At 70.2% G+C, this 22,761-nt stretch carries 19 protein-coding genes; 8 read left to right on the plus strand and 11 right to left on the minus strand.

The features are described from left to right. Positions 1-2: 2 nt before the first annotated feature. Positions 3-860 carry a GNAT family N-acetyltransferase gene (locus ABF401_RS17715; protein ID WP_353510906.1) on the plus strand — a complete coding sequence of 286 codons (858 nt, stop codon included), beginning with the start codon at positions 3-5 and terminating at the stop codon, positions 858-860. Between the two features lie 153 nt (positions 861-1,013). Here ABF401_RS17715 and ABF401_RS17720 read toward each other — a convergent pair whose 3' ends face one another. The 4 genes from ABF401_RS17720 to ABF401_RS17735 form a co-directional block, all read right to left on the minus strand. Beyond that, positions 1,014-3,476 carry a molybdopterin-containing oxidoreductase family protein gene (locus ABF401_RS17720; protein ID WP_353510907.1) on the minus strand — a complete coding sequence of 821 codons (2,463 nt, stop codon included), beginning with the start codon at positions 3,474-3,476 and terminating at the stop codon, positions 1,014-1,016. 141 nt (positions 3,477-3,617) lie between these two features. After that, positions 3,618-4,469: a GNAT family N-acetyltransferase gene (locus tag ABF401_RS17725; protein WP_502908279.1), complete on the minus strand. Its 852-nt coding sequence runs from the start codon at positions 4,467-4,469 to the stop codon at positions 3,618-3,620. Positions 4,470-4,494: 25 nt separating this feature from the next. After that, on the minus strand, positions 4,495-5,910 hold the full coding sequence (locus ABF401_RS17730; RefSeq protein ID WP_353510909.1) for a HAMP domain-containing sensor histidine kinase: 1,416 nt from the start codon (positions 5,908-5,910) through the stop codon (positions 4,495-4,497). A 60-nt stretch (positions 5,911-5,970) separates the two neighbouring features. Beyond that, positions 5,971-6,654, minus strand: coding sequence for a response regulator (locus ABF401_RS17735; RefSeq protein WP_353510910.1), 684 nt, complete (start codon positions 6,652-6,654; stop codon positions 5,971-5,973). 233 nt (positions 6,655-6,887) lie between these two features. On the opposite strand from ABF401_RS17735, the gene ABF401_RS17740 reads away from it, so the two are divergent. From ABF401_RS17740 to ABF401_RS17765, 6 genes are read left to right on the plus strand one after another with little or no spacing between them, the layout of a single operon-like run. Beyond that, positions 6,888-8,684 carry an ABC transporter substrate-binding protein gene (locus tag ABF401_RS17740; RefSeq protein WP_353510911.1) on the plus strand — a complete coding sequence of 599 codons (1,797 nt, stop codon included), beginning with the start codon at positions 6,888-6,890 and terminating at the stop codon, positions 8,682-8,684. A gap of 30 nt (positions 8,685-8,714) precedes the next feature. Then, positions 8,715-9,746, plus strand: coding sequence for an ABC transporter ATP-binding protein (locus ABF401_RS17745; RefSeq protein WP_353510912.1), 1,032 nt, complete (start codon positions 8,715-8,717; stop codon positions 9,744-9,746). A gap of 1 nt (position 9,747) precedes the next feature. Beyond that, the gene (locus ABF401_RS17750; protein WP_353510913.1) at positions 9,748-10,782 is read left to right on the plus strand and encodes an ABC transporter ATP-binding protein; all 1,035 of its coding nucleotides are present in this window, start codon (positions 9,748-9,750) and stop codon (positions 10,780-10,782) included. Then, complete coding sequence (locus ABF401_RS17755; RefSeq protein WP_353510914.1) at positions 10,779-11,759, plus strand: ABC transporter permease; 981 nt, start codon at positions 10,779-10,781, stop codon at positions 11,757-11,759. The genes ABF401_RS17750 and ABF401_RS17755 overlap by 4 nt, the downstream gene beginning before the upstream one ends. A gap of 5 nt (positions 11,760-11,764) precedes the next feature. After that, a complete protein-coding gene (locus tag ABF401_RS17760) occupies positions 11,765-12,724 on the plus strand; it encodes an ABC transporter permease (protein WP_353510915.1) in 960 nt (319 codons plus the stop codon). Between the two features lie 40 nt (positions 12,725-12,764). Beyond that, complete coding sequence (locus tag ABF401_RS17765) at positions 12,765-13,457, plus strand: 4'-phosphopantetheinyl transferase family protein (protein ID WP_353510916.1); 693 nt, start codon at positions 12,765-12,767, stop codon at positions 13,455-13,457. A gap of 10 nt (positions 13,458-13,467) precedes the next feature. Here the strand turns inward: ABF401_RS17765 and ABF401_RS17770 are convergent, their stop codons facing one another. The 5 genes from ABF401_RS17770 to ABF401_RS17790 all read right to left on the minus strand — a co-directional run bounded on the left by ABF401_RS17770 (position 13,468) and on the right by ABF401_RS17790 (position 20,064). Then, on the minus strand, positions 13,468-14,829 hold the full coding sequence (locus ABF401_RS17770; protein ID WP_353510917.1) for a M1 family metallopeptidase: 1,362 nt from the start codon (positions 14,827-14,829) through the stop codon (positions 13,468-13,470). After that, positions 14,808-18,722 (minus strand): Pls/PosA family non-ribosomal peptide synthetase, encoded by a 3,915-nt coding sequence (locus tag ABF401_RS17775; protein WP_353510918.1) that lies wholly within the window; start codon positions 18,720-18,722, stop codon positions 14,808-14,810. The genes ABF401_RS17770 and ABF401_RS17775 overlap by 22 nt, the downstream gene beginning before the upstream one ends. A 91-nt stretch (positions 18,723-18,813) precedes the next feature. Then, positions 18,814-19,200 (minus strand): VOC family protein, encoded by a 387-nt coding sequence (locus tag ABF401_RS17780; protein WP_353510919.1) that lies wholly within the window; start codon positions 19,198-19,200, stop codon positions 18,814-18,816. A gap of 22 nt (positions 19,201-19,222) precedes the next feature. Next, positions 19,223-19,741 (minus strand): SRPBCC family protein, encoded by a 519-nt coding sequence (locus ABF401_RS17785; protein ID WP_353510920.1) that lies wholly within the window; start codon positions 19,739-19,741, stop codon positions 19,223-19,225. After that, a complete protein-coding gene (locus tag ABF401_RS17790; protein ID WP_353510921.1) occupies positions 19,738-20,064 on the minus strand; it encodes an ArsR/SmtB family transcription factor in 327 nt (108 codons plus the stop codon). Before ABF401_RS17790 ends, ABF401_RS17785 begins: the two co-directional genes overlap by 4 nt. Positions 20,065-20,170: 106 nt before the next feature. Here ABF401_RS17790 and ABF401_RS17795 point away from each other — a divergent pair, with 106 nt between their 5' ends. After that, positions 20,171-20,845 (plus strand): nucleoside/nucleotide kinase family protein, encoded by a 675-nt coding sequence (locus ABF401_RS17795; protein ID WP_353510922.1) that lies wholly within the window; start codon positions 20,171-20,173, stop codon positions 20,843-20,845. Between the two features lie 36 nt (positions 20,846-20,881). Here the strand turns inward: ABF401_RS17795 and ABF401_RS17800 are convergent, their stop codons facing one another. Then, positions 20,882-21,550 carry a nucleoside/nucleotide kinase family protein gene (locus ABF401_RS17800; protein ID WP_353510923.1) on the minus strand — a complete coding sequence of 223 codons (669 nt, stop codon included), beginning with the start codon at positions 21,548-21,550 and terminating at the stop codon, positions 20,882-20,884. A gap of 3 nt (positions 21,551-21,553) precedes the next feature. Then, entirely contained in the window at positions 21,554-22,717 is a 1,164-nt protein-coding gene (ispG, locus tag ABF401_RS17805) for a flavodoxin-dependent (E)-4-hydroxy-3-methylbut-2-enyl-diphosphate synthase (RefSeq protein ID WP_353510924.1), read from the minus strand. Between the last annotated feature and the right edge of the window lie 44 nt (positions 22,718-22,761).

A 22,761-nucleotide genomic window follows, 5' to 3' on the forward strand; every position in this document is an offset into this window, starting at 1 on the left:
GTATGCCGCCCACCTCCGTCACCTTCCAGTGCACTCGCGATCCGGCTGAGGCAAAGTCCTGGTTCGGCCGGCTCATTGCCGACGAGCCCGCCCTCCTGTCCGTCATCGCGAGTGTGGCCGACGGGGTCCTCGCCGATCCTGCACAGTACAAGGACAGGCGCTGGTGGGCCGGCCGGGACGCGTCCGGGCAGGTCGTCGCGGCGTTCATGCACACCCCGCCCTATCCCCTCCACGTCGCCGTGGCGACGCCGGGGCAGGCCGTGGCGCTCGCCCAGCAGCTTGCCGCGGAGCGGGACTCCCTACCCGGCGTCGGCGGCCGAAGCGGGCCGGCCGAGGCCTTCCGGGACGCCTGGGTCCGACTCACCGGGTCATCGGCCCGGACGATCATGGAGGTCGGAGCCTTCGACCTGCCGGCCCGGCCGACGTTGCCCTTCACCGTGACCGGGCACTACCGCCTCGCCCGCCCCGAGGAGCTCGGCCTCGTGGACCGTTGGGCCCAGGACTTCAGCGACAGCGTGGAGCACACCCCACGCAAGGTCAACAGCCTCGCCCACCGCGTCGCCGCCGGGCGGGTCGGGTTCTGGGTCGACGAGGGACGCCCCGTCTCGATGGCGCACGCGTCGCCGGCCAACGGCGGCGTCACGCGGATCAGCGGTGTGTGGACTCCCGTCGAGCTGCGCGGTCACGGCTACGCGTCCGCGGTGGTCGCCGCGCTCAGCGCAGAGCGGATGGACGCGGGCGAGTCATGCATGCTCTTCACGGACCTGTCGAACCCGACGAGCAACAAGATCTACCAGGCGATGGGCTATCGGCGCATCGGCGACGACATCACGATCGCCTTCTCCACGCCTGTCGAATGAACGACTTCCGGGATCCCGGCCACCCCACGACGGGAAACTTCGCACGTGCGGGAGTGCCCGGCGGCTGGGACCGGGCTCAGCGGCATACCCCTCGCGGGCCCCCCAACCGATCGAGTGAACGACTTCCGGGAACCTGCCCACCCCCAAAGCTGTTCACTCGATCGGTTGGGTGCCGTGGGCCGAGTCCTGCAGTGCGGGCTCGAGTGGAGCGACGTCGCAGAGCGTCGCGCGCAGGGGGGAGCTGCCGCTGATCGGGTCGCTCGGGCCCTGCCGCAGCACCAGGTTCAGGTTGGCACTCAGCTCTTCGTCGCCCGCGCCGAAGGGCGGATAGCCGGGCAGCCCGAGCTCCTCGCAGGCCTGCCACCAGCCATGCTGGGCACACACGACGTCGGGGGCCAGGTTGGAGTTGAGTCGTGCTCGGGCGCGGATGTCGCCGTGGGGCGTGGAGACCCGCACCCAGTCGCCTGCCGCGATCCCCCTGGCTCGCGCCGTCACCGGGTTCAGCTCTACTGGCGGGTCCTGCGCGCTCTTGCGCAGCGCAGCGACGTTGCGGTGCTGCGTCTCGCAGAAGAAGAGCGACTTGGCACAGGTGAGGACGAGTGGGAACCGCTCGGCGAGGTCAGGGCGCGACACCGGGCTCAACGACGGCTCGACGAACCCGGGGACAGGCGCGTAGCCGTGCTCGGCCAAGACGTCCGAGAAGAGCTCGACCTTGCGGGAAGGCGTGCCGAACCCGCGGGGTCGGTCGTCGTCGCGTTGTGCGTGCTTCTCGTGCCGCGTGACGAGGGGCACGCGCACGCCGCCCGGCTCGGCGCGCAGCTGCTCGAGCGTCACCCCGCTCGGCTCGAGCTGGTGGCGCAGCCCCGCGTCGACGTCCCCGTCCCAGAAGTGCTGGCCGAGGCCCAGCCCTGTCGCGAGCGCGAAGACGATCTGCAGGTCGGACCGGGCCTCTCCGCGTGGGCGCGAGACGGGTCGGCGCAGCTGGACCAGGGACTGCGCCTCCTGGCTGACCTCGAAGCCGACCCTCAGTCCCTCGGCCTCGAAGGCGCTCGTCACGGGCAGCACGATGTCCGCGAGCTCGGCCGTCGGGTTGAGGAACAGGTCCGCATGCACGAAGAACTCGAGCGCTGCCAGTGCCTCACGCACCCGCGCGCTGTCGCCGTGGGCCATGGTGAGGTTGGCGCCGAAGTTCACCAGGCCACGGACTCGATACGGCTCGCCCTCGAGGACGGACGCCACGAGGGCCTCTCCCGTGACGAACTCGAACCGCGACGGTCCGAGAGGGCGCGTCCCGACACCGAGCGTCTTGGCGCGTTGCCCCGCCGGGAGCAGGCCCGCTCCGTCGATCGCGTTGGTCGGCACCGGCGTGAACAGGACGTTGCCACCCGGGCGGTCGATGGACCCGGTCAGCGCATAGAGGATGTCGATCGCTCGTATCGTCTGGCTGACATTGCCGTGCTGCTCCAGCCCGCTCCACGCGTAGAAGGCGACCGGCCGCGACCGCCACAGCGTCTCGGCCGTGGCCACGATCTGGTCCGCCGGCACCCCCGTGACTCGCTCGGCCGCGCCGGGCTCGAGCTGGTGGCTCGCCCTGGCCACGACCTCGAGGACCGGAAGGCAGCGCACCGGCCCTGCCTGGGTGTCCACGTCGAACTGGCCCCGGAGGGCAAGGTGGGCAGTATCCACGGCGTCCACGGCGTCCACTGCGTAACGGCCCGCGGACGGGCTGTACTCGACGGGGACTCCCCGCTGCAGGTCGAAGGCGACCAGGGCCGCCGGGTCTGCCGTCGCGGAGAGGTCGCGGGCACGGAGCAGTCGACCGGTGTCAGACCGCACGAGATGTGGGGCGTTGGTCCACTGCCGCACGAACTCCGCGTCGTACCAGTCGTTCTCGATCATGACGTCGATGAGCGAGAGGGCGAGCGCCCCGTCGGTGCCGGGACGGACCTGCAGCCAGTGCTGCGCCTTGCTCGCCAGCCCCGCACGCCGAGGGTCGACCACCACGAGGCGGGCGCCGCGGGCCACCGCGGCCACGGTGCTCGTGGCATGAGCGAGCCGCGCGACCGACGGGTTGTAGCCCCAGAAGAGGATGCACCCGGCTCGCTCCAGGTCCGGCATGTAGACGCCGGGAACCGGCGCCCCGAAGGTGTACAACGGTGCCTGGTAGCGGCCCCACCCGCACAGCTCCATGTAGACGCACTGGTTCGGGCTGCCGAACGCCCGGCGCAGCCGCGCAACCCAGTCGACCGTGTCCGACAGGGCCGACGTCGAGGGCGACGACGTGCTGAAGGCGACCGACTCGGCCCCGTGCTCGCGAGCCAACGTGGACAGGCGCCCGGCGATGGTGTCGAGCGCCTCGTCCCAGCTGATCCGTTCCCAGCCCGGGTCCGGACTCGCCTTGGACCGCGTTCGACGCAGGGGATGGAGCAGACGGTCCGGGTGACGCGTGATCTCGGGGGCCGCCTTCCCCTTCAGGCACAGCGCGTGGCCCGTCGGGTGGGAGGGGTCGGGCTCCAGCGCCACAAACTCGCCGTCGATCGTCGTGGCCCGCGCGCCGCACCTGGAGACGCACAGGGCACAGAAGGTCTGGGTGTGGATGACCTCGATGTCAGGCATGTCGGCACCGCCTCTGCCGGGACTCTGTCACGGCACCCCGAGCCACTGGAACGGACTCCTCATTCTAGGGAGAGCGCCGCCATCGGGTCCCGGTATCGGCGCGGACCCAGAGCCCCGCTCAGCCGCCTGTGCGGGAGACGTTCAGAGCAGAACAGTCGTGAAGGCGCCCACCTCACGGAAGCCACAGCGGGCGTAGGTCGCCCGCGCGGCGACGTTGTAGTCGTTGACGTAGAGGGACACCTCCTCGGCCAACCCGCCGAGGATGTGCTCGACGACGGCCGCCATGGCAGGCACGGCGAGCCCCTGTCCGCGCAGTCGCGGGTGCACCCAGACGCCCTGGACCTGCGCGCCACCCAGCGCCAATGAGCCGATGTCGGCCTTGAAGATGACCTCGTCGCCCTCGATGCGCACGAACGTGTGGCCCTGCCGGATCAGCGCTGCGACACCGGCGCGATAGCTGCGGTCCGAGCCGAAGTACGGGGGGTAGCCGATCTCCTCGGTGAACATGTGCGCGGCGGCCGGGACGACCAGCCCGACCTCGGCCATCGTCGCCGGCCGGACCGCTGGGTCGATCGCGAGGCCGAGCCTCGAGGGCCGGGTTGAGGTGGCGAGGAGGGGTTGGTGACCACGGATGGCGCGGACGGGTCCCCATGAGGGACCGAGGCGGTTCCACAGGCCGACGACCTGTTCGCTCGGCCCGAAGATCGAGGCACACTGTCGGCGCTGGCGCATGATTCGAGCAGCGATGTCGGCGACGCCCGACTCGTCGAGACCGACCGGCACGACGTTGGCAGAAGCCCAGGCCAGCCCGTCGAGGCGGCCGTCGACCCAGTGTCCGAGGAGGGCGCCCGGGTTGGATCGCAGCGCCCCCTCCTCGATCCTGGCGGCCACGAAGACGTTGGCCGGCCGGTCCCGGGCGCACCATGCCAACGCGGTGTCGCGATCCGCAGCCGTCAGGGGCCGCACCGGGAGTCGTTGGCGGAGCACTCCCACACTCTGCCCGTCCGCGGGCCACCTGTCATCCCAGCGCGCCGTCCGGCCCTCCCGGGTGGGACCGGTCCGCCGATCCCGCCAGGACGCGACGGGTCGACGCCGGGCTGGCGATCGGCAGGTCAACGATGAAGCGAGCCCCGCCTGACGGGCTCGAGTCGACCGACACCTTCCCGCCGTGCAGCGTGACGTGGCGCTCGACGATGGCAAGCCCGATGCCCGATCCGCTGACTCCGTCGGGAGATCCCACCGCGCTGCCGCGGCCATCGCCGCGAGCGAACCGGTCGAAGACGCGACGCCGCTCGCTGGGCGGTACGCCCGGCCCGGCGTCGTCGACGAGAATCCGCGCCACGCCGTCACTCCTGCTGACCCGCACCTCGGTGCAGCCGGCGCCATGCGTCTCGGCGTTGCCGACGAGGTTGGCCACGACCCGCTCCAGCCGACGCTTCTCGACAGCCATCACGACACCCTCTGCCTCAGGATCCACGACGGTGACGCACCGGCCGGCGGCCGCATCGGCGGCGTGCCGGACGAGGTCGGCGATGACGACCTCCTCGCTCACCAACCGGTCTCCCGCGTCATCACGGGAGAACTCGAGCAGGTCGACGACCAGGCTGCGGAAGCGCTGCACGTCGGCGGTCAGCATGTCCAGCGGCTCGCGGACGTCGCGAGGCAGGTTCTCGCGTCGGTTGCGGATGACCTCGACCGAGTTGAGCATCGTGGTGAGCGGCGTCCGGAGCTCATGGCTGACGTCGAGGGCGAACCGTGACTCCATCCTGACCCGCCGCTGCAGCTCGTCAATGGTGGCGTTGAACGACGTTGCGATCTCTCGCAGGTCGGGGTCGTCGTCGGTGGGGAGCCGGGCGCTGAGATCACCCCGTGCGACCCGCCCTGCAACACTCCCGAGCGAGGCCAGGGGGCGCAGGGCGAGCCCGGTCGCCGACCTCCCGAGGAGGAGACCAACGGCCGTCATGACCAGCGCCGACGCGGTGAGGCCGAGCGCGAGCCGCTGCAGCATGGGCCCGAGGGCCCCCTCCGGGATCCATTCGAAGTACGCATTGCCGGATGGTTGGAGCGGCAGTGCCACGACGAGGTAGGGCGCATCAGCGACGCTCGTCCGCTGGACAACACCCTCCATGGGCGCGTGGCCCTTCCTGAGATCAACGGGTAGCTGCTCCGGGCCGAAGCCCGGCGCCCCCGAGAGCCAGTGGCCTCCGACGAGGGCCAGGGGGCTCTTGCCCGACCGCACCTTGGCGGGCAAGGCCTTGTCGACGGCCTCGGGGCCGTGCACGACCGCTGCCTGCACCGCGTCCCTGTCGAGCACTGCCTCCGTCACGGCATGGGCCTTCGCCTCGCTGACCAGGTTGGACGACACCACGACCCAGGCCAGGATCGACAACCCGAGCGAGAGGGTTCCAGCGAGCAGGCCGAAGGTCAGGGCCATTCGCGCACGCACGCCGAGGCGCCTCGATGAGGTGCGAGTGGGCGTTCCCGTGGCGACCCCCTAGGCAGTCAGTCGGTAGCCGAGTCCGCGGACGGTCACCACGTGGCGTGGTGTCGCGGGATCGCGCTCGACCTTGGTCCGTAGCCGGCGCACGTGGACGTCGACCAACCTGCTGTCGCCGAAGTAGCCATAGCCCCAGACGCGGTCGAGCAGTCGCTCTCGGCTGCAGATCTGGCCGTCGGCGACCGCCAGCTCGACGAGCAGGCGAAACTCGGTGCGGGTCAGCGGCACCACTTCTCCTCCCAGGAGCACGACACCATCATCGAGACCTATTGAGAGGTCACCGAAATCCACCCTTCGGGGGCTGCGGTCCATAGCAGGTTCAACGCGCCGCAGCAGGGCACGGATCCGTGCAGTGAGCTCCTTGGCGACGAGGGGTTTGGTCACGTAGTCGTCAGCGCCCGCCTCGAGTCCGCCGACCACGTCGTGGCTGTCCGTCCGAGCCGTCACCATGATGACGGGGACCGAGCTCGTCCGGCGCAACTCGCGACACACCGCGAATCCGTCCCGGTCCGGGAGCATCAGGTCGAGCAGCACGATGTCGGGGCCGGACCCATGACAGGACTCCAGGCCCTGCTCGCCGGTGGCCGCCTCGGTGACCTCAAAACCTTCGTCCTCCAGGGCGAGCCGCAGAACCCGCCGGACCCTGGCGTCGTCCTCAACCAGTAAGACGCTTCGCCTCACGGCACCAGCGTAATCCGCTCGCGTCCCGAGTCTCATCTCGTCCCGCCGAGAAGTGTCACACGAATGTCATGTTCCCCCACGGCGCGTGACCACAGCCTTGCGATCACGTGACGACGCGCGACTCGAACGCAGCCGCCGGCTGGATCGTGCCTACGTTCGGGTCGTCATCACTTGCAGGCGGTCACGCAGGCACCTCGCCCTGCCGGCCTGCAGGGCAGCCGAAGGAGGACGTGATGACTTCGAGAACCAAGGCGTTAGCGGCGGCAGGCACCAGTGTCGCCACCGCCCTCGTCCTGACCGCGTGCAGCAGCGCGACGCCCGGGGCGGGACAGACTGCGACGGGCGAGGGGGCCGCCGTGCGCGGCGGCACGCTCAACATGCTTGGGACCGGAGACGTCGACTACATGGACCCGAACATCAGCTACTACTCCATCGGGTACCTGGGTCTACGGATGTGGAGCAGGCAGCTGTTCACCTATCCCGCCGTCAACGGCCAGGTGACGACCACCGTGCCCGACCTCGCCACCGCGATCCCCAAGGAGGGCTCCGGGTTGAGTGCGGATGGCAAGACCTACACCATCACGCTCCGTTCCGGTGTCATGTGGAACACCAGTCCGCCACGCGAGGTGACGGCCGCGGACGTGGTCCGCGGCGTCAAGCGCACGTGCAACCCGGCCCAGCCGTTCGGCGGTCTGCCCGACTTCATCGACCTCATCTCCGGGATGAAGTCCTTCTGTGATGGCTTCGCCAAGGTCAAGCCCGACGCGAGCTCCATCGCGAACTACATCAACTCGACCGACCTGCCGGGCGTCAAGGCGAACGGCGACCTCAACGTCGTGTTCACGCTCAACCACCCGGCGTCGTTCTTCGTCGACATGCTCACCCTGCCGGCGTTCTCACCGGCTCCGAAGGAGTGGGACGCCTACGTCCCCGCGAGCGCAGAGCTCGCGCAGCACACGCTGTCGGACGGCCCCTACCAAGTCGAGTCCTACAGCCCGACGAAGTCGATCGTGTTCACGCGCAACCCAGCCTGGAAGGCCGACACCGACCCGATCCGCAAGGCGTACGTCGACAAGATCGACATCAACCAGACGCTCACGCAGGACTCGATCCAGCAGCAGCTGCAGACGGGCACGCCGGCCGCGGACATGGGCTTCGACCTCGGCCCGCCGCCCTCGCAGCTCCCCGCGCTCATCGCCGCGAAGGACCCCAAGCTCAACCTCGGTGAGCAGGCCTCGAACAACCCGTACGTCGTCTTCAACACGGAGTCGCCGAACAACGGTGGCGCCCTGAAGACGGCAGCGGTCCGTCAGGCCCTGTCCTACGGCCTGAACCGCAGCAACATGATCCAGGTCCTCGGTGGTCCGACCATCAACCCGCCGCTATCCCACGTGCTGCCACCGGTCATCGTCGGCGGTGAGAACAGCTTCGACCTCTACCCGTACGACGCGAACAAGTCGAAGTCGATGCTCGCCAGCGCCGGGCAGGCGAACATGACCCTCAAGGTCCTCTACCGCAACAAGTCGGAGGGCTCGAGCAAGGTCTTCCAGACCCTCCAGCAGGACCTGTCGAAGGTCGGCGTCAATGTCGTCGGTGTGCCGTCACCCAATGCGGACTTCTACACGAAGTACCTCCAGGTGCCCTCGGTCGCCCGGCGCGGTGTCTGGGACCTCGCCATCGCGGGGTGGGGCGCCGACTGGTACGGCGACGCGGCGCTGTCCTTCTTCAACCCGCTCTTCTCCGGACCGCCGTCGTTCCCGCCCGTGGGCAGCAACTTCGGCCTCTACAACAGCCCGGCCACCAACAGCGTCATCGCCCAGGCGGTCCAGGCCCCGACCCGGGACGCAGCCGCAACGCTGTGGGCCCAGGCTGACCGGCAGGTGATGCAGGACGCAGCGTTCTTCCCGATCACCAACCCGAAGAACGCCAACTACCACGCCGAGCAGGTCCACAACTCCGTCTTCATCCCTCAATTCCAGCAGTTCGACCCGACCAACGTCTGGTTGAGCGCAGACAAGCAGGGCGGCTGACCGAGCCTTTGACGGACGAAGGAACCGACCATGGCGCTCCTTGAGGTACGTGACCTGAACGTGTCGTTCAACACACCGGACGGAATCGTCCGTGCCGTGCGCGGGCTCTCGTTCGACGTGGACCAGGGCGCCACCCTCGCAGTGGTCGGCGAGTCCGGCTCCGGCAAGAGCGCCACCGTGCAGGCCATCACCGGCCTCGCACGGGGCGCTCGGGTCGCCGGGTCCGCGCGCCTCGACGGCGTCGAGCTGATCGGGGCCCCCCCGGAGGTGCTGCGGCACGTGCGCGGGGCCCAGATCGGCATGATCTTCCAGGATCCGCTGTCGAGCCTGCACCCGTACTACACCGTCGGGTGGCAGATCGTCGAGATGATCCGGGCGCATGACCGGTCCCGGTCGAAGGACCAGGCCCACGAGCGGGCGATCGAGCTCCTGGCCACGGTCGGGATCCCCAACGCGAAGCGTCGGGTCGACGACTACCCGCACCAGTTCTCGGGGGGAATGCGCCAGCGCGCCATGATCGCCATGGCCATGGCCCTCGACCCGGCGCTGCTCATCGCGGACGAGCCTACGACCGCGCTCGACGTGACGGTCCAGGCCCAGGTCCTCGACGTCATGCGCAGCCTCCAGCAGGACTTCGGCACGGCGATCATCCTCATCACCCATGACCTCGGAGTCGTGGCGGAGATGTCCGACGACGTCATCGTCATGTATGCCGGTGGCGTCATGGAGCAGGCGCCGCGACGCACCCTGTTCTACCTGCACCACCACCCGTACACGGCGGGCCTGCTCGGATCCCTCCCTGCGCAGGGGAGCAGTGTCGAGCGCCTCACGCCCATCCCGGGCACGCCCCCCTCGCTCATCGCCCTCCCGGGTGGGTGTCCCTTCGCGCCGCGCTGCCCCGACGTCTTCGACCGGTGCTGGGACGAGCGCCCGCCGCTCGCGCCGGTCGACGGCGACGACGCGCACCAGTCAGCCTGCTGGCTGCCCCATGCGCGGACGTACTCCGGGGTCGCGGCCCACACCAGTTCTGGCGCTCCGTCGCATGCCGTGGAGGGAAAGTGATGTGAACACGCCACTGCTGCAGGTGGACTCGCTCACCAAGTATTTCAACGCGCGCTCGCGGTCGGTCGGCCGCCAGCAAGGGGACCAGGTGCGCGCCGTCGACGGTGTGTCCCTGGCCATCGAGCCCGGGGAGACGCTCGGCCTCGTGGGCGAGACCGGCTGCGGCAAGTCGACCTTGGCCCGCTGCCTGGCCAGGCTGCACGAGCCGACGAGCGGCACCATCACCTTCGAGGGCAGGGACATCACCCATCTCGACAGGCGGGAGATGCGCGCCGTGCGGCGCGAGGTCCAGATGATTTTCCAGGACCCATACGGCTCCCTCAACCCACGGCGCCGAGTGGGCTCGATCATCGCCGACCCGTTCGTCATCCATGGGATCGGATCCCGTGCGGAGCGGCGCAAGAAGGTGCAGGAGCTCATGGAGGTGGTCGGCCTCAACCCGGAGCACTACAACCGCTTCCCCGCCGACTTCTCCGGTGGGCAGCGTCAACGGATCGGCGTCGCCCGGGCCCTGGCTCTACGCCCCCGCCTGCTCATCTGCGACGAGCCGGTCTCCGCGCTCGACGTGTCGATCCAGGCCCAGGTCATCAACCTGCTCATCGACCTGCAGGACGAGTTCAAGCTGACCTACCTGTTCATCACCCACGACCTGTCCGTCGTGCGCCACGTCAGCGACCGGATCGCGGTGATGTACCTCGGCAAGGTCGTCGAGCTCGCGCCCGCGGCCGAGCTGTTCTCCCGACCCCGCCACCCCTACACGCGCGCGCTGCTCTCCGCGCGGCCGGTGCCCGACCCCGATCAGACCGACAGCCGTGAGCGGATCGTGCTCACCGGTGACCTGCCGAGCCCGACCAACCCGCCCTCCGGCTGCCGTTTCCACCCACGATGCCCCAAAGCCCAGGCGGACTGCGCGGTGACCGATCCCCCGCTCGTGCCTGTCCTCGGCGACGCGGAGGACCACCCCACGGCGTGCCTCCACCCGCTCGCTGTCGGCGAGGAACTCGTGCAACCGACCACCTCGGGAGCCACGCCATGACCACGTCAGCCAGCTCAGCGGCATACGGCATCGAAGAGACCACGGCGCCCCCTCCGGGCACAGGGGAACCAGGCCCGGGTGGGGCCACCATCCAGGGGCGCAGCCCCTGGTACCTCGCGTGGCGGCGCCTGCGCAGTGACCGGGTCGCCATGATCTCCCTCGTGGTCATCGTCCTCGTCATCCTCATGGCCATCTTCGCGCCGGTCACGACGGCCCTGACCGGGCACGGCGTCAACGACCAGTACCGCGACATCGGGCTGACGCCGGACGGCCTCCCCGTCCCGCCGTCGCGCATCTTCTGGTTCGGGACGGACGACCTCGGGCGCGACATCTTCGTGCGGATCGCCTACGGCGCCCGGATCTCGCTGCTCGTCGGCGTCGTCGCGACCGCCATGACGGTCTTCATCGGGGTCGTCGTCGGCCTGGCGGCGGGCTACCTCGGTGGCGTCGTGGACACGATCCTGGCGCGCCTCATCGACGTCATCCTGTCGGTGCCGTTCCTGCTCGTCGCGATCGCGCTGGTCTCGATCGTCGGTCCGAGCCTGCTCGTCACTGTCCTCGTCATCGGCTTCTTCAGCTGGGCGAGCGTCGCACGCATCGTGCGAGGGCAGGTGCTCTCGCTCCGAGAACGTGAGTTCATCGAGGCCGCAAGGTCGCTCGGTGCCAGCGACCGGAGGATCATGTTCGTCGACGTCATGCCCAACGTCCTCGCGCCGGTCATCGTCTATGCGTCGCTGCTCGTGCCCGTCGTCATCGTCGTCGAGGCGACGCTGTCCTTCCTCGGGCTCGGCCTGCCCCCGCCGACGGCGGACTGGGGCGGCATGATCAGCTCGGCGCAGAACTACTACACCACGGCGTGGTGGTTCGTCATCTTCCCCGGTGCGGCGCTGCTCATCACGACGCTGGCCTTCAACCTCTTCGGCGACGGCGTGCGTGACGCGTTCAACCCGCGCGACGATCTCCTCAGGGAGGAGTGACCCACATGGCCCGCTTCCTCGTGCGCCGCATCGCCCTCGGCATCCTCGTCCTCTGGCTCATCACCCTCGCAGTCTTCGCCCTGTTCTTCATCGCCCCCAACAACGTGGCGCAGACGCTCGCCGGACGGCAGGCGACGCCCGAGACGGTCGCGCTCATCTCGCAGCGGCTCGGGCTCGACCAGCCGCTGTGGAAGCAGTACCTCAGCTTCTTCGGCAACGCCCTGCGCGGTGACCTCGGCTACGACTACTACCACCAGGTCCCCGTCACCGAGATCATGGCCGCCGCGCTGCCCATCACGCTCTCGCTCGTCATCGGCGCCTCGATTCTCTGGCTCGGTTTCGGCGTCTTCAACGGGGTCATCTCGGCCGTCCGGCCTCGCTCCTACGTCGACCGCGGGCTCACCGTGTTCTCACTGTTCTTCTACTCGATGCCGACGTTCCTGCTCGGCCTGCTCCTGCTCTACTTCCTCTACTTCCGGCTCACCCTCAACGGCATCACCATCTTCCCGCCCGGCGGCTACGCGCCCCTGACCGACGGGTTCGTGCCGTGGTTCCAGCACCTCGTCCTGCCGTGGGTGACCCTCGCCCTCGTGTCGGCCGCCACGTACACCCGCCTGACCCGCGCGTCGATGCTCGACGTCCTCGGCGAGGACTACATCCGCACCGCACGGGCCAAGGGAATCGGCGAGAGAAGGGTCGTCGTCCGTCACGGCCTGCGCGCCGCGCTGACGCCCGTCGTCACCCAGTTCGGGATCGACGTCGGCACCCTGCTCGGTGGCGTCGTCGTGACCGAGACCGTCTTCAGCCTCCCCGGGCTCGGCAAGACCGCCATCGATGCGATCAACCAGCAGGACCTGCCCGTCATCATCGGCATCGTCCTGTTCGCCTCCGCGGCGGTCGTCGTCGCCAACATCCTCGTCGACGTGGCCTACGCCGGCCTCGACCCGCGGGTCCGGCTGCACTGACGTCCCGGCACGGGCCACGGCAGTGGGCCACCATGGACGAGTGACCGCATCGTCCACGCCCCGCACTGTCACTGCGGTCACCGTCGACGTCTGGGTGCGGCGCGTCGCCGACGTCCCGGAGGGCCGCGACCTCCTCGACGACCACGAGCGCGCCACGCTGGCTCGGATCGTCCCACCGGCCACTGCCAGGTCGTATGCCGCTGGGCACGCGCTCGCGCGTCGTGCTGTCGCGAGCCGGGTCGGGTCCACCGCGACCTCCCTCCGCTTCGATCGCACCTGCACGAGGTGCGGCGCTCCCCACGGTCGCCCGGTGCTCCTCGGATTCCCTGGAGTCGAGCTGTCCCTCTCGCGCTGCGACGACTGGGTGGCGGTTGCCCTCTCGGCCCTTCCGCTCGGCATCGACATCGAGTCGACCGAGGCGGTCCGGTTCCCCGGCTTTCCGGCCGTGGCGCTGCACCCGGACGAGCGAGACGTCGTGCCCAGCGGCGACGGCCTCCTGCGACGACACGCCGTCAGCTGGGTGCGCAGGGAGGCGGCGCTCAAGGCCCACGGGATCGGGCTGCGGACGGACCCGGCGGGACTGCGGACCCCGCCCAGCGGCCTATCCAGTGAGCTCCTCGGGGACGGCGACGCCACGGTCACCGTCCATGACCTGGCGCTGCCCTGGCCTGAGGCAACCGCGGCGGTCGCCGTGGCCGGTCAGGTGGGCCAGGTGGACGTGCGTCTGCGGTGAGCGCCAGAGCTCAACGGTCGCCTCCAGCCGGAATCCGCAGGTCGGGAAGGGCTGCACCCCAGATCCAGTCGTCAAGCAGCTCCTCGGCCACGGTCCCGAGGTGGCGAGAGGCGTGCTCACTGAACGCCTCGGTGGTCACCGAGCCGTGGGTGTTGTCGGCGACCCATTCACCCAGCATGGCGAAGAAGCTGGGGTCACCTGACTCCTGGCGCAGGGCGTGCAGGGTCAGGGCGCCTCGCTTGTAGAGCCGGTCGTCGAACATCAGGGCGGGGCCGGGATCGCCGATGACGATGTCCTGCGGGAGAGCAGCGAGTCGCGACCAGTGCTCGCGGGCAGAGCGGTGTGCGGGGATGCCATCGGCCACCTCCCACCAGAGCCACTCCGCGTAGCAGGCGAAGCCCTCGTTGAGCCAGATGTCGCGCCACGTGGCGATCGTCAGGCTGTTGCCGAACCACTGGTGCGCGAGCTCGTGCGCGACGAGGCGCTCCTCGCGTCCCCTGCCCTGGAGCCAGTTGGGACCGAAGGTCGCCATGCCCTGCGCCTCGAGCGGCATCTCCAGCTCGTCAGGGGTGACGACGACGGTGTAGTCGGCGAAGGGATAGGGCCCGAAGAGCCGCTCGAACACCTCCATCATCCGTGGCTGCCGGGACAGGTCGGCCCGCGCTGGAGCGACGAGGCCGGCCGGGAGCACGACCTCCTGCCGCACGGGCTCTCGCGCGAGGGTGAAGCGCGTGTACTGGCCGATGTGGACTGCGGCGAGGTAGGTCGCCATCGGTGCGTCCTGCACGAAGACCCGACTGGTGCGGCTGCCCCGGACGCGCCTGTCCGTGAGGCTGCCGGTCACCACGACGTCGTAGGGCGAGTCGCAGTCGATGGCGATGCGATAGGTGGCCTTGTCGCTGGGGTGGTCGTTGCAGGGGAACCAGGTGGCCGCCCCGGAGGGCTGCGAGGCGACGAGCGCTCCGTCGTCGAGCTCCTCCCAGCCGACCGCGCCCCAGCGACTCCTCGCGGGCCGGGGGTTGCCGGCGTAGGTGATCGACACGGTCGTCGTGTTGCCCACCACCGCGGTGTCCGGGAGGCGCACGGTGATCCGGCTCCCCCGGTGCGTCCAGGGGACGGCTCTTCCAGCGACGGTCACCTTGCTCGCCCGCAGCCCGGCGAGGTCGACGGCGATCCGGTCGGTCTCCTCGAGGTAGCTCACGTCGAGGGTGGCCCGGCCGGCGAGCCGGTTGCTCGACACCCGGTAGACGAGGTCGAGGTCGTAGTGCGTGACGGCGTAGCGGCGGTCCCCTCGTTCGGGCACGTAGGGGTCGAGGGCCTCGTCGTCTCGGACCTTGGCCGATCGCGGCATCAGTGGCGGGCTTCCAGCCACGGCGCGATCGGATTGCCGGTCCACCGGCTGCTCGGCGGCACCGTCTCGCCGCGAAGGACGAGCGACCCGGGGCCGACGGTCGCTCCCGCCGCGATCGTGGCAGCGGGCAGGATCACGCCATGGGGTCCGAGAGTCGCACCGGCGGCCAGAGTGACGGTGTCCATGCTCATGATTCGATCATGGAAGAGGTGGGTCTGGAGCACGCAGCCTCGGTTGACCGTGACGCCGTCCCCCAGGCGCACCAGGTCGGCTTCCGGCAGCCAGTAGGTCTCGCACCACACGCCGTGCCCGATCTTCGCTCCCAGGCTGCGCAGCCAGATGTTGATCGCCGGGGTCCCGGTCGCCGTCCACGCGAACCACGGGCCGGCCACCATCTCGACGAAGGTGTCCACGACCTCGTTGCGCCAGACGAAGGGGCTCCACAACGGGTGCTCGACGGCACGGATGGGGCCCACGACGACCCACTTGGCGACCACGGTGACACCAGCGGCCCCGGCCCCGACGGCAGCGAGGACCACTCCCCCGAGAACCGCGGCCTCCCAGACCCCCCACGCCTGGACGATGCCGGACAGCGCGACGAGCACCACGACCCCGAGGCCGACGGTCACCGTCACCGGGACGATCCTGCAGAGCTCGACCACGGCCCGGATCAGCTTCAGTCGCGTGGACGGCTCGTAGGTGCGCTCCGCATCGGTGCCTTGCGGTGCCCGGCGGAGCCGGACGGGTGGGCTGCCGAGCCAGCTCGACCCCGCCTTGGCCTTCTCCGGCGCCGCCGAGAGGACGGCCACGAGTCCGTGCTTCGGCACTCGGCGGCCGGGCGCGGTCATGCCGGAGTTGCCGAGGAAGGCTCGCTTGCCCACCCTGGCCGGCGCGATGCGCATCCAGCCGCGGCCCAGCTCGTAGCTCGCGATCATCGTGTCGTCGGCGAGGAAGGCCCCGTCACCGATGCTCGTCATCCGCGGGACGAGCAGGACGGTCGAGGCCTCGACGCCCTTGCCCACCCGCGCGCCGAGCAGGCGCAGCCACACCGGCGTGAAGAGACTGGCGTAGATCGGGAAGAGGATGGTCCGCGCCTGGTCGAGAAGCCGCTCGGTCATCCACACCTGCCAGCCGACGCGGCCGCGCACGGGGTGGTGCCCCTCTGTGAGGCCGAGGCCGAGGAGTCGGACGATGACGACGGTGAGCACGCCGAGGGTCAGCATCCCCAGGACGGTGACCGCCGGTACCGACAGCAGGGCCGTGACGGCTGCCTCGCGGAAGGAGGTCTCATCGCGAAGCCAGCCGGCGACGAGGAGCAGCCCGGGCAGGAGCGAGACGAGCGGGATCAGCGAGACGAGGAAGGAGGAGACCCCGTACAGCGCGACCCAGTACGAGCGCGGCGCAGGGCGCGCCACCGGCCACGCCGTGTCGTCGGAGCGGACCCGGACGGCTGGCGAGCCGGCCACCGTCGCGCCCTTGCGCACGTTGCTGAGCACCGTCGACGCGGCTTGGACGACGGCCTCACGGCCGATCTTCACGTCGGGTCCGACCGTGCTGCGGCCACCGATCCGGGCGCCGGCGCCGATGTCGATGCGGCCGACGTGGATGACGTCACCGTCCATCCAGTAACCCGAGAGGTCGACCTCCGGCTCGACGCTGGCGCCGTCGCCGATCGTCAGCATGCCGGTGACGGGAGGGACGGTGTGGAGGTCGACGCCGCGACCGACCTCGGCGCCCAGGGCCCTCGCGTAGTGGATGATCCACGGCGCCCCGGCCAGGCTGACCGCACCCATGACCTCGGTGAACCGCTCGGCGGCCCACAGCCGCAGCTGGACGTTGCCGCCGCGGGGATAGGTGCCGGGCTTGACACCGGCCAGGATGACGCGCGCCCCCACGGCGCTGATGGCCATCCGCCCGAGCGGGGTGACGAACGCAAGCGCACCGAGGCCCACGACCCACCACGACACGGGACGCGCCCACGGGGCCAGGTCGAGCGCACGGAGCAGCTCGGTCGCAGCGACGAGCGCGACGAGCCACTGGAGCGCCTTGACCGTGAGCAGGCCGAGCGAGATGACGGTCTGGACGAGCTGGGTCGAGCGCGGGATCCGGCGGACCTCCCGCACCGTCGCCTCGGCGAGGTCGGGCGCGATCGAGTCGAGGAAGTCCGCCTGGGCACCGAGGCGGGGGTGGTCGTAGAGGTCGGCGACCGTCACCGTCGGGTACTGCTCGCGCAGCCGTGAGACCAGCTGGGCCGCGGAGAGGCTCCCGCCTCCGAGCGCAAAGAAGTCCGCGTCGAGCGAGCGGACCGGCGCGCCAAGGGTGTTGGTCCACTGATGGGCCAACCAGGACGGTATGCCGCTCAGCTCGCTCCCAGCCTCCGTCTCGTCCGCGGCACCGGAGCCGGGCAGTGGCCACGGGAGTGCGTTGCGGTCGACCTTCCCCGACGTGCGGGTCGGGAGCGTGTCGACGGTGGCGAGCAACGGAACCAGGGCGGCCGGCAGCTCCTGGCGAAGGCGCGTCAGCGCCGCCTTGTGGTCGAAGTCGTCGGCGTCAGCGGGCACGACGTAGCCGACGAGGACCTGGGTGCCTGCCGCGGTCGCCTTGACGGCTGCAGCAGCTCCGGTGACCCCGCGGAGTCCCTGGAGCGCCGCGTCCACCTCTCCCAGCTCGATCCGACGGCCACCGAGCTTGACCTGCTCGTCCGCGCGGCCGACGAAGATGAGTCCCTCCGGGTCGTTGACCACGAGGTCGCCCGACCGGTAGGCGCGTTCCCAGCCGAGGCCGGGCATGGGCGCGAACTTCTCGAGGTCCTTGACCGGGTCAAGGTAGCGGGCGAGACCGACCCCGCCGATGATGAGCTGGCCCACTTCCCCCGGCCCGACAGGCTGCTCGTCGGAGTCGACGACGGTGAGGTCCCAGCCGTCGAGCGGCAGGCCGATGCGCACGGTGCTGCGCCCGTCGAGCACCGCGCCGCAGGCCACGACGGTCGCCTCGGTCGGGCCGTAGGTGTTCCAGACCTCACGCTCCGGAGTGGCGAGCCGCTCGGCGAGCTCGGGCGGGCAGGCCTCCCCGCCGAAGATGAGCAGCCGCACCTGCTCGAGCGCCTCGGGGGGCCACAGGGCGGCCAGGGTCGGAACGGTCGACACGATCGTGATGCCCTGGGCGATGAGCCAGGGACCGAGGTCGATCCCGGTCCGGACGAGCGCGCGGGGTGCCGGGACGAGACAGGCGCCGTGGCGCCACGCGAGCCACATCTCCTCGCACGACGCGTCGAAGGCGACCGACAGACCGGCGAGGACCCGGTCGCCCGGGCCGAGCGGCTCAGCCTGGAGGAACATCCGCGCCTCGGCGTCGACGAAGGCGGCGGCCGACCGGTGGCTGACGGCGACGCCCTTGGGCACGCCCGTCGATCCGGACGTGAAGATCACCCAGGCGTCGTCGGCCGGGGTCACCTCAGGAGTCACGTCGGGAGTCACGTCCGGGGCCAGGTCCGGCGTGCCGACGCCGCCCCGCCCGACAGCGGGAGGACGGGCAACACTGCTGACCGCGCGGCCGGGGCCGACGACAGCAGTCACCCCAGCCTCCCCGAAGACGAGGTCCGCGCGCTCCTGCGGGTCGTCCGCATCGACGGGGACGTAGGACGCGCCGGCGCGCATGATGCCGAGGATCCCCACGTAGAGGTCATGGGTGCCCGACGGCGCCCGGACGCCCACGGTGTCCCCTCGGCGGACCCCCTCCGCTGCAAGCTCGCGGGCCATCCGGTCGACCTGCTCGTCCAGCTCCGCATAGGTCAGGACGCTGCTGGTGTCGTCGATGGCCGGGGCGTCCGGGTGCGAAGCGATCGTCGCGTCGAGGACGTCGAGGAGGGTCCTCGGCGGCGCCGCCCTAGCGCCAGCCAGCAACGGATCGGACAAGCGGCCCTCCTCCACACGTGGCGCCAGCCATGGACACGTGCAACGAGTCTAGGGAACGAGAGTGAACCGCTGGAGCCGCCGCGCGGGCGCCTCAGCCGCGCGAGGCGGGCTGGAACAGCTCGACGAGGTTGCCGTCCGGATCGGCGAGCAGGACCTGACGACCGCCGGGTCCGCTGACCACCTCACTGCGAAACGCCAGACCCGCCGCTCGGAGCCGGTCGATCTCGGCGTCCAGGTCATCGAGGACCAGGTGGATGCGGTTACGTCCGGGCACGTTGGCCTCCGGCGGGGTGGCTCGGGCGCCCGAGCTGGCGGGTCCGGACAGGAGCAGCCGCAGCGGACCGCGACGCACGTCGGCGAACGCTGCTCCCGCGCTGCTGTCGAGCGTGAACCCCAGGTGATTGGTGTAGAAGTCGATGGCGGACTGCACGTCCGTGACGAGGTAGCGGACGCTGGCGTACCGGTCGTGGGTGTCCATGGCTCAACCTCCAGACGAGGAGCTAGATGATATCGCCGGCGAGCTGTTGGTAGGCGGGGTGGAGTTCCTCCCACCGCGCCCGCGCGTCGCAGCGTTCTCCGCCGGCGAGGTAGGCGGCGAGGTCCTCGACGTGGACCTGGTTTCCCGCCCCGTAGGCGGCGAGCTGCTCGAGCGGCAGGCCGCGGAACTCGATGACGAGGATGGTCTCGTCGCCGTCGGCGCTGAGTGTCGCCTCGATGACACCCTCCCGTTCGTCTGGCGACGAGGTCAGGACGATCAACCGGCGCGGCGGCTCGCACTCCTGGACCCGGCCGGTGCCCTCCCAGCCGCTCGCGAAGTAGCGTGCGCGGAACACACCGCCCTCCCGCAGATCGCCCTCGACGTCGCCGAGCCAGCGGGCCAGGCGGCGCGGATCGGTGAGGGCTGACCAGAGGTCGTCCATGTCGGTGTCGAACCGGTCCTCCAGGCGCACGATGCCCTTGCCGTCCACTGAGCGCAGGGTGCCCAGGATGCGGACGCTTCCGGGTGTGTTGCCGGTCATGGGGTGCTCCTTCGCGCACGCTTGCCGCGTGCTATCTCGGTGTGCAGGGCATCCAGGCGCTGTTCCCACAGCGACAGGTGTCGAACCAACCAGTCGTTGATCTCCGCGAGCGGCTCGGGGCGGAGTGAGTAGACCCGCCGTTGTGCTTCTGGGCGAACCTCGACGAGACCCGCCTCCCGCAGCACCCTCAGGTGGCGCGATACCCCGGGGCGGGCAATGGGTAGGAGCGCTGCCAGTTCACCCGCGGTTGCCGGGCCGTCAGCCAGCGCTTCGAGCAGGGTCCGTCGGCTGTCGTCCGCGAGCGCCCGTAGAGCAGCCTCCATGTCATCTTTGTACCGTATAGGTTACGTAACCGTCAAGGTACGCAACTGAGGGTTTCGGCGCTAAGGTGATCGCGACGCACCTTCACGAGGCGAGGACCCGGCAGGCATGGACAGCGGCACCCGCGCTCAGCTGCTCACGTCCCTCGCCGGAGCGATCGAGTCGGTCACGGTCGACCACCCGACGAGGGTCGCCGTCGACGGCCCTCCCGCGGCCGGTAAGACGACGCTGGCTGACGAGTTGGCCGTTGTCCTGGGCGCACGGGGCCACGATGTCGTCCGCGCGACGATCGAGGGCTTCCTCTACCCTCAGGCACAGCGGTACCGGCGGGGCACGTACTCGCCCGAAGGCTGCTACCTCGAGACCCACGACTACGACGGGCTGAAGCGGGTGCTGCTCGACCCGCTCGGACCCGGTGGAGACCGGCGGTTCCAGCACGCGGTCTACGACCGCACGGCCGACCGCGCTCTGTCACCGCCGGTCACGACGGCCGCTGCCGACGCCGTGCTGATCTTCGACGGCGTCTTCCTCCAGCGCCCGGAACTGCGGGACCGGTGGGAGCTGCGGATCTTCGTCTCGACCGCATTCGAGACGACCGTGGAGCGCGCCCTCGTCCGGGAAGCGGGAGTGATGTCTGCCGTCGAGGTCGCCCGACGGTGGCGTGAGCGCTACATCCCCTCTCAACAGTTCTACTTCGACACGGTTCGCCCGACCGCTCTCGCCGACATCGTCGTGCACAACGACGACCCCCAGCAGCCGGCCTGGGAGATCCGATGTTCCTGACCCCCATCAGCTCGATCCTTGGCGCGCCGCGTCGGGTCAGCCCGGAACGTCGATGCGGGGACGCCGGAGGTCGGTGTTGTCGAGCACCCACGTCGCCCGCTCGCGCGGTCGAACCTCGTCGAGGTAGATCCGTTGGCCCCGGACGTACCGGGAGTTCGACTCGGCCTCGGGATCCGAGTCGTGCAGGCCGGGGAATCGCGTGTTGCCGCGCGGGACAGACACCTCGAACGGCACGTCCACGAAGAGCGTCGCGTCCCAAGCGGAGTGCAGCTCCGGGCGTTGGAGGAAGATCCCGTCGACGAGCAGCACCGTGTCCGCCTGCACCGGCACCGCCGGCACGTCGACGCGGCGGTCCTGCTCGACGTCGTTGACGGCGGGCGTGACGGGCTCCCCGCGGCGGAACGGCTCGAGGACCGCAGCCCGGAACTGCGCGTAGTCGTAGGAATCGCGGTAGTACTGTTCCGGCCCGCGACCATGGCGGTAGCGGACCGCGCTCGGGTGGTGGAACCCGTCGATCGAGACCCGCATCACGTGACGACGATGCCCCACCGCGTCAGCGAGCTCGTCGGCCAGCATCGTCTTGCCTGCACCGTCGACCCCGTCCACGGCAACCGCGATGCGCTCCCGCGGGAGGAGTGCGACGACGCGTGCAGCCAGAGCGAGCACAGCGGCATACCTCTCGGTGGAGAGGAAGCCGTGGCGCACGACTCAGCCGACGGTGATGGTCGGGGCGCCCGCGGACTCGGCGTCCACCGGCTCCCCCATCTCCTCGGCGATGCGCATGGCCTCCTCGATGAGCGTCTCGACGATCTGGCTCTCGGGGACGGTCTTGATGACCTCGCCCTTGACGAAGATCTGGCCCTTGCCGTTGCCGGACGCGACCCCGAGGTCCGCCTCGCGCGCCTCGCCGGGGCCGTTGACGACGCAGCCCATGACCGCGACGCGCAAGGGGACGGTGAGCCCCTCGAGACCCGCGGTCACCTGGTCCGCGAGCGTGTAGACATCGACCTGTGCCCGGCCACACGACGGGCACGAGACGATCTCGAGCTTGCGCGGCCTGAGGCCGAGCGACATGAGGATCTGGTTGCCCACCTTGACCTCCTCGACCGGCGGGGCCGAGAGCGAGACCCGGATCGTGTCGCCGATGCCCTTCGACAGCAGGGCGCCGAAGGCCGTGGCGGACTTGATGGTGCCCTGGAAGGCGGGTCCGGCCTCGGTGACGCCAAGGTGCAGCGGCCAGTCGCCACGCTCTGCGAGCAGCTCATACGCGCGGACCATCGTGACCGGGTCGTTGTGCTTGACCGAGATCTTGAAGTCGTGGAAGTCGTGCTCCTCGAACAGCGACGCCTCCCAGACCGCGGACTCGACCAGAGCCTCCGGCGTCGCCTTGCCGTACTTCTCCAGCAGCCGCTTGTCCAGCGAACCCGCGTTGACGCCGATCCGCAGCGACGTGCCGTGGTCCTTCGCGGCCTGCGCGATCTGCTTGACCTGGTCGTCGAACTTGCGGATGTTCCCCGGGTTGACCCGGACCGCGGCGCAGCCGGCCTCGATCGCGGCGAAGACGTAGCTCGGCTGGAAGTGGATGTCCGCGATCACCGGGATCTGCGAGTGCTGCGCGATGTCCGGCAGCGCGTCCGCGTCGTCCTGCGACGGGCAGGCCACCCGGACGATGTCGCAGCCCGCGGCGGTGAGCTCGGCGATCTGCTGGAGCGTGGTGTTCACGTCCGCGGTCAGCGTCGTCGTCATCGACTGCACGGAGATCGGTGCGTCCCCGCCGACCATCACCTTGCCCACCTTGATCTGGCGGGTCGGCCGGCGAGGCGCCAGCACCGGCGGTGGCGCGGAGGGCATTCCGAGGGGGACGGCGGTCATGGGTCGATCCTAGTGAGAGGGGACGAGCGTCAGCTCAGGGAGAC

The organism is Intrasporangium sp. (assembly GCF_040414665.1).
GTDB lineage: Bacteria > Actinomycetota > Actinomycetes > Actinomycetales > Dermatophilaceae > Intrasporangium.